Source organism: Pseudanabaena mucicola FACHB-723 (assembly GCF_014696385.1).
GTDB lineage: Bacteria > Cyanobacteriota > Cyanobacteriia > Pseudanabaenales > Pseudanabaenaceae > Pseudanabaena.
Genome location: NZ_JACJQB010000042.1, coordinates 17077 through 30854 on the forward strand (window position 1 = coordinate 17077; position 13778 = coordinate 30854).

Annotated in this window: 11 protein-coding genes and 1 tRNA gene; 9 read left to right on the forward strand and 3 right to left on the reverse strand. The window is 40.7% G+C overall.

Annotation, left to right across the window (positions count from 1 at the left end):
* Nucleotides 1-3 precede the first annotated feature (3 nt).
* Nucleotides 4-1101 (forward strand): CobW family GTP-binding protein, encoded by a 1098-nt coding sequence (locus tag H6F41_RS15525; protein WP_190404380.1) that lies wholly within the window; start codon nucleotides 4-6, stop codon nucleotides 1099-1101.
* A 48-nt stretch (nucleotides 1102-1149) separates the two neighbouring features.
* On the opposite strand, the gene trxA is transcribed toward H6F41_RS15525, so the two are convergent.
* Nucleotides 1150-1467: a thioredoxin gene (gene trxA / locus H6F41_RS15530; protein ID WP_190404381.1), complete on the reverse strand. Its 318-nt coding sequence runs from the start codon at nucleotides 1465-1467 to the stop codon at nucleotides 1150-1152.
* 185 nt (nucleotides 1468-1652) lie between these two features.
* Here trxA and H6F41_RS15535 point away from each other — a divergent pair.
* Both H6F41_RS15535 and H6F41_RS15540 read left to right on the forward strand, forming a co-directional pair.
* Nucleotides 1653-1725, forward strand: a tRNA-Ala gene (locus tag H6F41_RS15535).
* Nucleotides 1726-1780: 55 nt separating this feature from the next.
* Nucleotides 1781-3181 carry a hypothetical protein gene (locus tag H6F41_RS15540; RefSeq protein ID WP_190404382.1) on the forward strand — a complete coding sequence of 467 codons (1401 nt, stop codon included), beginning with the start codon at nucleotides 1781-1783 and terminating at the stop codon, nucleotides 3179-3181.
* Nucleotides 3182-3205: 24 nt separating this feature from the next.
* On the opposite strand, the gene H6F41_RS15545 is transcribed toward H6F41_RS15540, so the two are convergent.
* Nucleotides 3206-4192, reverse strand: coding sequence for an ABC transporter ATP-binding protein (locus H6F41_RS15545; protein ID WP_190404383.1), 987 nt, complete (start codon nucleotides 4190-4192; stop codon nucleotides 3206-3208).
* Nucleotides 4193-4470: 278 nt separating this feature from the next.
* Between H6F41_RS15545 and H6F41_RS15550 the strand changes: the two genes are divergently transcribed.
* Nucleotides 4471-4842, forward strand: a complete 372-nt coding sequence (locus tag H6F41_RS15550; RefSeq protein WP_190404384.1) for a response regulator transcription factor — start codon at nucleotides 4471-4473, stop codon at nucleotides 4840-4842.
* 63 nt (nucleotides 4843-4905) lie between these two features.
* Here the strand turns inward: H6F41_RS15550 and H6F41_RS15555 are convergent, their stop codons facing one another.
* Nucleotides 4906-5403, reverse strand: coding sequence for a phosphate-starvation-inducible PsiE family protein (locus H6F41_RS15555; RefSeq protein WP_190404385.1), 498 nt, complete (start codon nucleotides 5401-5403; stop codon nucleotides 4906-4908).
* Nucleotides 5404-5654: 251 nt separating this feature from the next.
* On the opposite strand from H6F41_RS15555, the gene H6F41_RS15560 reads away from it, so the two are divergent.
* From H6F41_RS15560 to H6F41_RS15580, 5 genes are all read left to right on the forward strand, one after another.
* Nucleotides 5655-6512, forward strand: a complete 858-nt coding sequence (locus H6F41_RS15560) for a DUF72 domain-containing protein (RefSeq protein ID WP_190404386.1) — start codon at nucleotides 5655-5657, stop codon at nucleotides 6510-6512.
* A 341-nt stretch (nucleotides 6513-6853) separates the two neighbouring features.
* Nucleotides 6854-7525, forward strand: a complete 672-nt coding sequence (locus tag H6F41_RS15565; RefSeq protein WP_190404387.1) for a hypothetical protein — start codon at nucleotides 6854-6856, stop codon at nucleotides 7523-7525.
* An 85-nt stretch (nucleotides 7526-7610) separates the two neighbouring features.
* Nucleotides 7611-10304 carry a BON domain-containing protein gene (locus H6F41_RS15570; RefSeq protein ID WP_190404388.1) on the forward strand — a complete coding sequence of 898 codons (2694 nt, stop codon included), beginning with the start codon at nucleotides 7611-7613 and terminating at the stop codon, nucleotides 10302-10304.
* Nucleotides 10305-10859 carry a Rab family GTPase gene (locus H6F41_RS15575; protein WP_190404389.1) on the forward strand — a complete coding sequence of 185 codons (555 nt, stop codon included), beginning with the start codon at nucleotides 10305-10307 and terminating at the stop codon, nucleotides 10857-10859.
* A 76-nt stretch (nucleotides 10860-10935) separates the two neighbouring features.
* Complete coding sequence (locus H6F41_RS15580; protein ID WP_190404390.1) at nucleotides 10936-13467, forward strand: PAS domain-containing hybrid sensor histidine kinase/response regulator; 2532 nt, start codon at nucleotides 10936-10938, stop codon at nucleotides 13465-13467.
* The last annotated feature ends 311 nt before the right edge of the window (nucleotides 13468-13778 follow it).

Here is a 13778-nt window from a genome sequence, read left to right on the forward strand (position 1 = left end):
TTAATGATTAGTTCCGATCGCAATGTTACACAAGAGGCTAGTCCCAAGGCTGTCGTGGACGTACCCAAGCGGGGAATGCCCGTTACGATCATTACAGGTTTTTTGGGTAGTGGCAAAACCACTTTACTCAATCACATTTTACAAAATCAGCAGGATCTGAAGGTTGCAGTTTTAGTCAATGAGTTTGGTGATATCAATATCGATAGCCAGCTCTTAGTTTCTGTCGATGAAAACATGATGGAACTGAGCAATGGTTGCATTTGCTGCACGATTAATGATGGTTTAGTTGATGCTGTTTACAGTGTTTTGGAAAGGGGCGATCGCATTGATTATATGATCGTCGAAACTACTGGTGTGGCTGATCCCTTGCCGATTGCCTTGACGTTTTTAGGCACAGAGCTACAGCATTTGACGCGACTTGATTCGATTTTGACGGTAGTTGATGCTGAAGCCTTTACCTCTGAGCATTTCAATAGTGATGCTGCCTATGCCCAGATCATGTACGGCGACATTATTATTCTCAATAAAACCGATTTGGTTGCCGAAGAGAAACTGCAAGAACTAGAAGCTTATATCAATAAAACCAAGACAAAAGCGAGGATTTTGCGATCGCATCTCGGTGTGGTGCCACTGCCGCTCATTCTTGACATTCAGATAGATCAATCAGCGATTGCGGCTAACCAACAGGTTGATCAGCATAATCACGCTGAGCATGATCATCATGATCATGGCAGCGCCGATGCCCACGAACATAGCCACGACAGCAATTGTCAGCATGATCATCACGACCATGACCATCATCATTCGCATCACCTCGAAAACGACGGGTTTATTTCAATTTCCTTTCAGAGCGATCGGGCTTTCAGTCTTGATAAGTTTCAAAACTTTTTGGATAAGCAATTACCGATTGATGTATTTCGCGCTAAGGGAATTTTGCGCTTTGCCAATATTGACAACTGCTACATTTTTCAGCTTAGCGGTAAGCGTTATGAACTGAAAACAGATGATCGCGGCAAGCCTCTCAATAACCAATTAGTAATCATCGGTCGCAATTTGCAACGGGAGCAACTACTGGCTCAGCTTAATGATTGTCTAATCTAAACAAAATCTAAGTAAAGAAGCACCCCTAGGGGTGCTTCTTTACTTAAACTAGGCGTGAACAGATAAACGTTCGCATAACTTATCAGCTTGAATCACACCCTCAACACGGTCAACGGGTTGACCGTCCTTAAATAGCACCAAGGTGGGCAGTGCATAAACTTTGTATTGAGAGGCAAGATCGGGATAGTTGTCGGTATTGATTTTCACAATCTGGACTTTATCCTTCATCGCTTCACTAACCTTGTCCAAAATGCCTGTCATGAGTTGGCAAGGACCACACCAAGGTGCATAGAAATCTACGAGTACAGGTAATTGGGAACCTTCTAATAGCTCATCAAAACTGCCAAATTGCTTTTTTACGGACATGGGACGATTTTCCTTTGAAAACTAAATTTTACAATACTCTAATCTGGGATATGGGCGTTCTGAAGGTGATCTTTAGTTTTACTCAAAAAATTTGCGATCGCATTTGACATTCAGCCCGATTTGCGAGATTATTGTTAAGCTAATAAATTAGCAAGCGTAAAAATTATCAATTTAACGCAAACTTTGGGGCTATAGCGCAGTTGGTAGCGCATCTCAATGGCATTGAGAGGGCCAGCGGTTCGAATCCGCTTAGCTCCATACTAAAATAGGGAGAGCGCACAACGCTCTCCCTATTTGTTTGCGGCAATTAATCATGGCTAAACTCACTTTTGCGGCAATGTCTGGCACTTTGGCTACGATCGCAATTTTGCTCACAAGTGCTGATGCTCAGGGGCAAATTCCACCAGTCAAAACTTACCAACCTAAAGCCACAGAGCAATCTCGTACGGCACAAGTGATTGACCAGCAGCAAAAATCTGCGCCCAGTCGCTTTGACCTTGGCAAGTACCCGATTAGCGATCGCACTGCCCAGCACTGGCAAGAATCTCTATGGGCAATCGGGGTATTAGGCAAGGATGAGAGCTATGCCCAACAAGCTTTAGAAACCATGCTCGCGATGACAACGGCTTCTAATCTCAGCAATGCTCAGATGGGCGTTGTTGATACAGCGATTCAAGTTAGCCATCAGCTCTATACGCTTAAACCTGAGGTGTATAGCAATCTTAAACCCCATTTCCTCCGCACGATCAATGAGAGTAACGATCCGCAGTGGGTGGCAATTTCCCTCTCGGCATTATCTAAATCCGTAAGTAATCTTAGTCCTAAGGCGATAGATAAGACAGAACTAAACAAATTAATTCGCAAAGTTCAAAAACGCTTTCCCAAATGGCAACAGGATCTTCATCTAAAAACGACCCTGCAAAATATTGATGCTGATTTTGCGATCGCAAATAGTTCTCAAACTCCCGATCTGCAAGAACTATTGCAATGGCAAATTGCTCCACAACAATCGCATCTGTATGTTTTCTGTCGCCCTAATCGCGATCTGATGTGTTTGACGATACTCAAGGATCGCGACGGTAAATTTGTGAAGCAGGGCAAACAACTCTGGTCAGTCCCATTATTACTTCAGTCTTTACATAATTTAGATTGGAACTCTACCAATGGACGCACTCCACAGGGTATTTATCGCATGGAAGGGATCTCGCGCCAGCCTGATGATGAGTTTTTCCATGCCTATGGTCAGTTTTCGCTAGTCAATCTATTTCTTCCCTTTGAGGATGGCGTAACTGCCTTTTTACCAAAACAAAAAGGGAAGTTTACTGGTGATTTGGCGAGCTATCAAGCTTTATTACCCCCAACATGGCGAGACTATGCACCGATGCAGCAAGCCTATTGGGCAGGAAAAATGGGGCGATCGCTATTCCGCATCCATGGCAGTGGTGCAGCCCTTGACTTTTTTAGTAGCAAAGCCTCACTAGTCCATAATCAAAATGCCGATTGGAATCCGACTCTAGGCTGTTTATCTGCCTTAGAGATTTATGGTGAGGATGGCAATTTACTCAAGTCAGATATGCCAAAAATTCTTGATGTTTTGAGTAGAGTTGGTCGAGGCAAGATTGAGGGCTATGTGATTGTGGTGGATCTGCCTAACTCATCGGGGCAACCTGTGACCATGGCGGAACTGAGTCAGTATCTCAAATCTAAAGATTAAAAATGGCGTTGCCATTTTTAATCTTTAATTGACGCTCCCATCTCGAAATACCTGTCCAATGACTTCCTCGATCGCAGGTTCATTTACCGACAAATCGAGAATTTCTAGCTCAGCCAAGATTTGGGAAACGGCTCTAGTCAAGTTCTCGCGGGTGATCAGAAAGCAGACAATTTGTCCATCAATATGCAAAATTTGACCATACTTTTGCAGACTTTCGCGATCGCAAATTGGCTGGGCTAATTCCACCCTCACCTCACGATAGGGCGCGAAGTTATCCTGCAATCCTTCGAGACTGCCATCATAAATCAATCCCCCTTGATGGATCAGCAATACGCGCTTGCATAGGGCAGTAATATCCGCCATGTAGTGACTAGTTAGCAAAATCGTTGCTTGATAGCGCTGATTATATTCCCGCAAAAATTCCCGCACACTTGCTTGAGCATTGACATCCAATCCTAAAGTTGGCTCATCTAAAAACAAGACTTGGGGTTGGTGCAATAAAGCCGCCAATAGCTCCGCCTTCATTCTTTCGCCAAGGGATAATTTGCGAATTGCTTGGGTGAGCTTTCCTTGCAGCGATAACATCTCCGTTAACTCACCGAGACGTTGCTTAAAAATCTTGTCAGGGATGTCATATACCGCAGCATTCATTTTTAAAGAATCAATAGCTGGTAAATCCCAAATTAATTGTTGTTTCTGTCCCATGACTAAGGTGATTTTTTGCAAAAATCCTGTGTCACGCTGAAAGGGAATATGCCCCGCAACCTGCACATGCCCTGACGATGGATGAATTAAACCCGTAAGCATTTTCAGAGTTGTGGTTTTGCCTGCTCCGTTTGCCCCCAAAAAACCAACCATTTCTCCAGTTGCGATCGCAAAGGAGACATCCTTGACAGCCGCAACAGTTCGATATTGCCGATGCCAAAAATGTTTAATTGTGCCAGCGATACCAGCATCTTTGACGGCAATATTATAGACTTTGCTTAATCCTTCAACCGTAATCATTGCCATGTCAAGTTAACCCAGATGCATTCTGATATACTGTCAACAATATAGATATTTTGCATTGATTCGCTAGACTTAGGATAGCAATTCTGTAAAAATGCAAATAAGACACAGATAATAATGTTGACGACACAATATTCATAACCCTATTACACATATAAGGTTCTGGAAATTTGATGATTGCATTAGCGATTAGGATCTCTAAATTAGCTCAGTTATCTCAAAAATTGAGCGCCCACGATGATTGGCGCTAGCGCACAACAGGAAAAGCAGGAAGGCAAGTTATGGTAAAAGTCCTCGTAGTGGACGATAGTTCAATGGTTCTAGAGATGGTTGCGGCCAACTTAAGACAACATGGCATGGAGGTCATAGAAGCTAATGACGGCGCTGAAGCAGTAGAAAAGCTAAAGTCTATAACTCCTGATCTTGTGGTCACTGATGTAGTGATGCCGCGCATGAATGGCTATGAGTTATGCCGTTGGATCAAAAATAATGCCTCCACCAAAAACTTACCCGTAATTATGTGTACGACAAAAAGTGAGGAATTTGATAAATATTGGGGAATGAAACAAGGTGCTGATGCTTATTTAACTAAGCCCTATCACCCACCTGAACTGATCAAAACTATTAAGCAATTACTTAGTCAGGTCAAATAAAAAAGAAAGGAGTGCTATATATACTCCTTTCTTTTTTTTTAGATGAAGGTTGCTACGCAACCTTCATCTTTTTTTGATGCGTAGTGATGCTTTTTGTTCAGGATCGATACCTTCAAAGGTGGGGGGAAGCCAAACTCTTACAATCAAGAGTACTGCTAGCGCCACCAAGAAGGCACAGGTTGCTAAGATCTGTTTCCATTCCACTTCTAGCAAGCCTTGAACAATTACTTCCCGCAATACCGATACGATTGTCACTTCTACAGAAACCCCAATCGACACACGTTGCTCTTGGAGATAAATAATTAATAGCCGAAATAATTCTACTAAGATCAGAATAAATAAAATATCGGCTGTGATTTCGTGAAAGTGTAGAGTGGTTAGGAGTGATAAAAAGATCTCTTTCATTTGCAAGACCATGACGCAAAATAGTCCGATGCATAGAGAGATTGCGATCGCATCTTGGACTAGCTCTAAAGCATGGACAACACGAAAACGCAGGTTTGCACCTTGCTGGGGAGTGGTTAGATCATTATCTTTAGTCGCGTCAATTAACTGTTGCATTTTTGATTTCATCCACTCAAAAACTTTTAAGAAACTGTGGCTTAAGCTAACATAGGTTATATTTATATCGTAATCATTATGTGATTAGTTTTTCTAATATTACTTATACCGATCATCAAAACATCCCAAACATCAAAATCTGACCTAGTGCTTTTTAAGCAAGTGAGTTATAGAGTGAGTTACAGATATTTTTTCGGCACTCTCGGCGGGGAAAAAACTAGACAGGGAAATGCGCTAAAACAATTGAAAATATGGATTCTAGATTTTATTTAGGGTGTGCCGTTTGGGCTTTTAAGGGTTGGGTTGGTGACTTTTATCCGAGGGGGAGTCGTTCAACGGAATTTTTGCTACTTTATAGCGATCGCCTGACTACTGTGGAAGTCAATTCAACTTTTTATGTGATTCCCGATCGGCAAACCATCGAGCGTTGGGCAAAGGACACACCAGCCGATTTTCGATTTTGCCCAAAGTTTCCCAAACAATTAACCCACAATGGCTTGTTACTGCCCTATCTGCCACAGACATTGCAGTTTTTAGATTTGATATCGCATTTTGGTGAGCGGCTCGGCGTGCCATTTATCCAACTGCCACCCAGTTATAGTCCTGCTAATTTCCACGATCTAGCTAATTTTCTCAAGGCTTTGCCAACACAGGACTATCAAATTGCCCTAGAAGTTCGCCATGTTGATTGGTTTAAACCACCCCATGGCGATCGACTCAATGCACTATTACAAAGCCTCGGTATTGGTCGCGTCTTGCTAGATTCTCGCCCTATTTACGATCGCAATTCCCCACTAGTCCAGCAAGAACGCCGCAAACCTAATTTGCCGCTGCAACCCGTCATCACCGCACCCTTTAGTATTGTCCGTTTTATCAGTCATCCCGATCGTGATCTCAATATTCAGTTTTGGCAAGAGTGGCTTACCTATATCGGTGATTGGTTAGCGGCAGATCAACAGATTTATTTTTTCATGCATTGTCCTCTTGAAGAACGCTCCCCTGACAATGCCAAATACTTTCAGGAAATGTTAGAAAAAACCAATGTACCTATACCAAGTTTGCCTTGGGCGCATCTCGCAGTTCCACCACAGCAGTTAACGCTTTTCTGAATATAATCAAGGGTCTCCCGCGTAACGGGAGACCCGATTTTTACTAAATAGCTAGACATAATTAAAAAACAGAGCTAAAACCTATGGCGCACGCGGCGCGTGCGCCATAGGTTTTAGGGTTTTATATTTAATTGCACTTAGCTACTTAAACAAGAAATTGAAGTTCCTTGAATTTCATAGTTGACTCCCTTCTCTGCTGCTGCTTTTTGCTTACAGCAAAAATGCCAAGACTTTGCTATGGTTATGTCTATTGGCGCTCTCCAAAGTATGTCTACATAATATGTTCATAATTTTGGAGATAAAATTTTATATTTGCAAAAATCTTTCCTAGAGGTAATCTAATGGGTGAAATCACCAGAGATGAAATTCGCGAACGCTTAGGCAATATCGATCAGATTCGCGACATCATTTTCGGCGCACATTTGCGCGAGTACACCAGTCGTCTTGACAGGGCGGAATCAGATATTTCAGCTATTCAGCAAGATATAAACGATCGTCTCAACGACTTAAAATTAGTTCTAGCTAGTGAGTTACGCGCCGCAGTTGAGTCCATCGACAAGCGCCTCAAAACAATTAGTGCCTCAGCTCAAGAAGAAGCAGCCGATCTGCGTCAACAATTTGATCGCATTAATCGCAAGTTTACCAATAGTATTGAAACCCTTGACGAAACTGTAGAAGCGCAAAGAGTTGCCCTACGCGATGAAATCACCCAAACTAGAGAGAGTTTGCAAAGTGATACCCGTGAATTGCGATCGCTAGTTTTAGAAGAACTCGATCGTCATTTCTCAATTCTGCGCGAAGATAAAATCTCGAAAGATGATATGGCAGAGCTGTTATTTGAGCTAGGTATGCGTCTCAAGGGTTCAGAGTTTGTCCCTGAATTGCGTGGAGCAGTTGAGGAAAAGGTCGATGAAAAGTACGAACAGGTAAATATTATCGGTTCAAAGACTGATCGCTCAGCATCCGAGGCAAGCAAATCCTCCTCTCGTACTACGAAAAAGCCATCAATTTAACTAACAACTATGGCTCTAATTTCTAATTTGTAGGAGCTTTTGCCCCTACAAATTAGCACCCAAATACCGTCTTTCCCAAAACATCATGTCGGAGCAACAGAGTAACTTCCCAAACCAATCTCTCAATGATGTTGAGAAATTTTTACTCCTGCTCTCCGATCTTAATATTATCAATGCTGAAAAGCCCCAATCTCCTCAGAATCAACAACGGATTGATATTTCAGAGCTGTTAAACATTGATAATAATGAACAGTCTTTATCAACTCAAGTCAGACAGAAATCTCCAGATGAAGATTTTTCAGATATAACGCGATCGCCTTCTGTATATCCTTTTCCTAGTTTACTGGATGAGCTACCTTTTTTAAGAGATATTCCATCTACGAAAAATGGATTTGATCATGATGTTAAAAAGCCGCAAATAGCAGAACAAGCTAAGGAGAATTTAGATCTTACTGACAATACTAAATATGCTCGATCAGAACAAATAGAGCCTTCAAAAAAAGAAGAAATTGAAGCGGTCAGTCTGCTCCAAGAGATTCTCTTAAGTAGTGGAAAGGCACAAATATCCCCACAAATTGCTCAAGGGGACTCTTTGCCGTCCTCTCAATCTCTCTCAGCACCCAATTCTCGATCTCCATTTCAATCACAGTCACAAAGCCCCTATTTAGAAAACTCGTCAGATGATGATGCTTTACATCTTTTACAGGACATTTTGGTTGTGCCAGAGATAGAAGATTTACGGAGCTTTAAAATTGCAGTTGAACAAAAACTAGGGATTGTCGAAAGTCAGGTAAATAATCCTGAAATAATGAACAAAATTGAAGGCTTGGAAAGTCTTCTGCACAGTGCTTCGCGTAGGCTCTCAGCGATAGACGATGAAAAGAGCAATATTCCGATGGAGATTGAGGAGGTTAGAGAGCGTATTGCTCAGTTAGAAAATCAAATTAATCAACCAGCAGAATTAGTCCAGCTTTTGTTGCCAATTATTGCTGAGTTGCTCAGTCTCAAAGCCGATCAAGCTAGAGAAGAAATGTGTCAGGCAATTACCCCAATTATTGCTGAGGTGATTTTTGAGCGATCGCAATTAGATCGCGTATCGATGAGTCATGCGATCGCTGATATTTTGCCCAATGCAATTAGTGAGCAAATCCGTAATAACCCTGAGCAAATTGCAAAGGCTATAGGGCCAGAAGTGGGTGCAGCAATTCGTGAGCAAATCCGTCTTGATCGAGATGCCATTATTGATGCCCTTGCGCCAGAAATGGGATCGGCAATTAAGCGCCAGATTCACCTCGAACGTGATGCTATGGTTGATGCCCTCTATCCTGTAATTGGGAATACGATCGCAAAATATTTTGCGGAAGCAATTCGGTCCATTAATGAAAAGGTCGAGCAAACTTTTAGTGTAGAAGGCATACAGCGCAAATTTCGCGCCAGAATGAAAGGTGTTTCTGAAGCCGAATTGATTCTTAAAGAATCGGTTCCCTTTGAGATTCAAGCCATATTTTTGATCCATAACCTTTCAGGATTAGTAATGATCGATATCCAAAAAAGTGATCTTGATGCTTTAGTTGAGCCAATTGATTCAGATATGTTGGCGGGGATGTTGACGGCGATTCGGAGTTTTGCCAATGAATGTATGTCGCGCTCGGAAAGCACGACGGAGCTAGATGCCATCAACTATAGTGGCTCCAAAATTGTGTTGGAAGTTGCAGGATATTGCTATCTAGCGGTGATTATCCGTGGCGAACCTGACATGAAAATCATCAATAAAATTCGTGATATATTTGGTCAGATTATACAAGTCTATGGTGAGCAGTTGAAAGAATTCGATGGTGACCCTAGTCTTGTACCGATGGAAGCAGAAATTAGTCTCAAGACCTTGATGGAAATTATGCCCCATCCTAGTGCGAAGAAATCACCGAAGACTTTGCTTTTTATGAGTTTGGGGTTACTGACTTTAATTGCTCTGCCGATTGGCTTTTGGCAATATCAATCTCATCGTGAGCAACGATTAGAAGCTCAAGTCTTAGAAGCCTTTGCCAGCACCCCAGAGCTTGCTGTTTATAAACTGCATGTCGAGGCTAACGGCGAACGTCTGCAATTATCGGGTAAGTTACCAAATCAATACCTCCGTAATCGCGCTCTACAAGTTGCTAGCGAAGCTACTAACACCCAAATTGCGATCGCAAATATCAACAATAATATCCATGCAGTCAATGTGCCTCCCGACCCTGAGCTAGTAGCAATCGAAATTCAACGTCTTACTAAAGCCTTGAATTATACTCAAGGGATAAATATTCAAACCCAGTTTAAAGATGGACAGGTAAGCATCACAGGACAAATTGAACAACCACGCATGATACCAAAAATCACCCAAGCCTTTGCCAAAGTCGCGGGAATTAAAACTGTGAGTAATGCCACGACTATTCTTACTCCACAACTTGCCACGAGGATTTACTTCCCATTTGGAATCACTGAATTACAACCAAATGATGTGGAAAAACTCATAGAAGTACAGGCTTTTCTAGAGATGTATCCAGACTACAATATAAAAATCTTGGCAAAAAATGATAGCATTAGCGACCGCACCATCAACAACCAACTAGGCATAAAGCGTGCTCAAAATATCCGCGAAGCATTAATCCGCAGAGGTGTAAAAGCCCAGCGCTTGCAGATTTCTGGGATAATGGATAAAGCTATTCAACAATCCTCTGACCAAATGTTAAGATGGGTGGAGTTTCAACCTGTGTTAAAGCCAATGTCATTACCTAATTAAATGCATTCTCCCGCTAAAATAATTTCTCAAAAGATATGTCTAATTGGTGATTTTGGTGTCGGCAAAACCAGCCTCATTCGACAATTTGTCGATCGTCAATTTAGTGATAAATATTTATCAACTGTTGGTGTAAAAATATCCCGCAGACTAGTGATTGTTGATAAGCCTAACAGTATTTCTCAAATTGAGTCGCACAAATTACAGCTAATGATTTGGGACATTGAAGGTAGTACACGCTTTAAATCAATTTCACCCAGCTATCTCCAAGGAGCGAAAGGTGCACTCATAGTCGGCGATGTCACAAGGTTATCAAGTATTCAAAACTTAAAAGATCATGTTCAGCTTTTTCAGTCAATTAATCCTAAATCTAGTTTAATTATCGCTTTAAATAAAACAGATTTAATCGAAAGCAATGAAAAAGCAAATATTGTAAAATCTATCAATCTTGAATTCTCATCTCTAAACATCCCTGTACAAATGACTTCTGCAAAAACAGGTGAGGGGGTTGATGAGGCATTCCAAAAATTGTCTTGTCAGATGCTAATGCTAGAATAACTGCATATTTGTTGACAATAAAATTTTGGCATAACTCATCCTGAGTAAACATTCATACATTCTTAACTTAGCTGCCATGAAACAGTCAAAATTATTAAAGAAATTACTTACTGCTTCAGAAAGATCCTTTATTACGATTGATCGACAGTTTATCATTACTGATATTTCCCATGGAGCTGAGCGATTTTCTGAACAGCCCTATGAGTCATTATTAAATAAAGATATACGTTGTGCATTTCCAGAAATAGTCGGACTAGAAGAGACTTTTAATAGTATTTGGCTAAATCAAGCTACTAGCTTTGAGATAAAAGGTATCGCTCGTTGTATTGATCCAAAACCTCCGCTTTATTTTAACGTTTATATCATTGGTACTAATGAACTAGAAGATGAAGATAAAAATATTCTCATCTGTATTGAAGATGCAACAGAAGTGATGACAATGGCTCAAGTTTTGCTGCAAAGAGCCAATGAATCAGAATTATTAGCTAATGCTTTATTGCAATCAAAAAAATATATTAGTAAAATCATTTCGGCAATGGCAGATGCATTGATTGTAACTGACCATACAGGCATAATTAAAACTATTAATCCTGCAACTATTAATTTATTTGGTTACGAGCAACTAGAATTAATTAACAAGCCAATTTCTTGTTTATTTAATAATTCACAACAACTTGATTTTATTCGTCAAAAATGTGCTGAATGTATATCCTATGACAACCAAAACGAAGATAATTTTGGATTGAGAGATATTGAAATAAATTGTCTATCAAAGAACAAAGAAGAAATTTTAGTATCTTTTTCTTGTTCTGCAATACGCAACTATAAACAGGGGATTGATCAGGAATCAACTTATGATTTTGTATATGTTGGTCGTGATATTACTGAACTCAAGCGTAAGGAAAATGAATTATTAGCGGCTAGACAATTTGCCGAACAATCTGCTCAGGCAAAAAGCATTTTCTTAGCTAATATGAGCCATGAAATTCGGACACCGATGAATGGAGTATTAGGTATGACAGATTTACTCCTAAGTACTGCGCTTGATGATCATCAAAAGGATTTTGTCGAAAATATTCATCTGAGCGGAAATCTCTTACTTAGCTTAATTAATCGAATTTTGGATCTTTCTAAGCTTGAAGAGGGTTATTTAGAGCTAGAAAGTTTGCCTTTTCATTTGGAGCAATGTATAGAAGAAATTCTTGAGCTATTTGCATTACAGGCTCACAGCCAAGGTTTAGAACTTAATTCTTGGTTTGAAGAAGATTTGCCCATCTTATTAATGGCGGATACCGTTAGGTTTCGGCAAATCATGATGAACTTAATTGGCAATGCGATCAAGTTCACGGCTGAAGGGGAAGTCCTGCTCAAGATTGAACGCGATCGCAATTTTGAAAAAACATTAATAGATGCAGACGCTGATAATGTTTCAAGTGAAGTAAATGATACTTCTCAGCCCGTTTACTTACGCTTCTCGATTATTGATACAGGTATTGGCATTAGTCCTGATAATCAAGCTAAGCTATTTAAGCCATTTTCTCAAGTTGATACTTCCACAACTCGTCGTTTTGGCGGTACTGGTTTAGGCTTAGCGATTTGTCGTCAGTTAGTGGAGCTAATGGATGGCGAGATACAGGTAATTAGTCCAATTGATAATGGAAAAGGTTCTTGTTTTCAATTGAGAATTCCTTTTGCACTACAATCGGAGCAATCTTTAGCAGAGTCCAATAGACAAGCACTAACTAATCGCAAAATTCTTGTGGTTGAGAAGAATCATAATGCCCGTAATGCTATTCGCTATTACCTTCGCAAGTTTGGCGCAGAGATCGCAGAGGCAACGAATATTGCTGAGGCTCTAGAAATTTTGGATGCAAATAAGCCCGTTGTTGACGTGTTGCTTGTAGATTGGAAATTAACAGATTTGGATGGAACTAATTTTGTAAAAGAAGTCCACGCTAGGAATAAATTTGCCAAATTACCAATCCTTGCCATGTTGACAGCCAATCAGCAGGGCGAAATCCCAACCGTTATGCATCAAGGTTTTTGTGGATATATTACTAAGCCTTTTAAGGAACAGAGATTACTCAAGACAATATCTTTTGCAGTCAAAATGGAATCCCCAAGCGCACCTGTTTCTACTTCTACGCGCCACCATGACAAAGTGCATGCAGAAAGAAACCAAAATGTCGGTCTGAATGCTAGCCAAAAGCTTGTCTCAACTGCACTCAGTCATCTTAAAATCTTGCTAGCAGAAGATAACATTGTCAATCAAAAAGTGACCATGGCATATCTATCACAACTTGGCTGTCGCACTGATTTGGCGGAAAATGGCGAACAGGTATTGCAGTTAATGCAAACTCAAGATTACGACATTATCTTAATGGATTGCCAAATGCCTCTGTTGGATGGGTATGCAACTACGCAAGCAATCCGCCACTCGGAGGCGAATGCTCAAATAGGTAAGCATGTAGTAATTATTGCCATGACGGCAAATGCTTTTACTGAAGATCGAGATCGTTGTTTAGCAATAGGTATGGATGATTACCTCAGTAAACCCATTCGCAAACATCAACTCAAGGAGATTCTTGAGCGTTGGATTGCCAAGTAAATTAAGTATAGGACTTACGCAAAAGAACGCAAAGAAGGGGCAATTCATGAATTGCTCATTCTTTGCCATGCGGGTTTCAATTCATTTTTGCGTAATTCCTAAAGTATAGCTATAGCCAGCTACGTTAGGACAAAAATAAAAACCCAAATAGAGTTGCGGCGCTTCGCGCCGCAACTCTATTTGGGTTTTATGTCTTAACTTACTTGGCTATATAGCAACCCTAAATGAGTTGTGGAAAAAAGCCATACTTAAAAATCTTCTCAAAGCAAAAGACTTGAAGATGAGTGACTAACTCAAATAACCTCTTCACA

Coding starts and splice junctions, on each gene's coding strand:
- H6F41_RS15525 (WP_190404380.1), top strand. CDS start 4: ATGATTAGTTCCGATCGCAATGTTACACAAGAGGCTAGTCCCAAGGCT.
- trxA (WP_190404381.1), bottom strand. CDS start 1,467: ATGTCCGTAAAAAAGCAATTTGGCAGTTTTGATGAGCTATTAGAAGGT.
- H6F41_RS15540 (WP_190404382.1), top strand. CDS start 1,781: ATGGCTAAACTCACTTTTGCGGCAATGTCTGGCACTTTGGCTACGATC.
- H6F41_RS15545 (WP_190404383.1), bottom strand. CDS start 4,192: ATGGCAATGATTACGGTTGAAGGATTAAGCAAAGTCTATAATATTGCC.
- H6F41_RS15550 (WP_190404384.1), top strand. CDS start 4,471: ATGGTAAAAGTCCTCGTAGTGGACGATAGTTCAATGGTTCTAGAGATG.
- H6F41_RS15555 (WP_190404385.1), bottom strand. CDS start 5,403: ATGCAACAGTTAATTGACGCGACTAAAGATAATGATCTAACCACTCCC.
- H6F41_RS15560 (WP_190404386.1), top strand. CDS start 5,655: ATGGATTCTAGATTTTATTTAGGGTGTGCCGTTTGGGCTTTTAAGGGT.
- H6F41_RS15565 (WP_190404387.1), top strand. CDS start 6,854: ATGGGTGAAATCACCAGAGATGAAATTCGCGAACGCTTAGGCAATATC.
- H6F41_RS15570 (WP_190404388.1), top strand. CDS start 7,611: ATGTCGGAGCAACAGAGTAACTTCCCAAACCAATCTCTCAATGATGTT.
- H6F41_RS15575 (WP_190404389.1), top strand. CDS start 10,305: ATGCATTCTCCCGCTAAAATAATTTCTCAAAAGATATGTCTAATTGGT.
- H6F41_RS15580 (WP_190404390.1), top strand. CDS start 10,936: ATGAAACAGTCAAAATTATTAAAGAAATTACTTACTGCTTCAGAAAGA.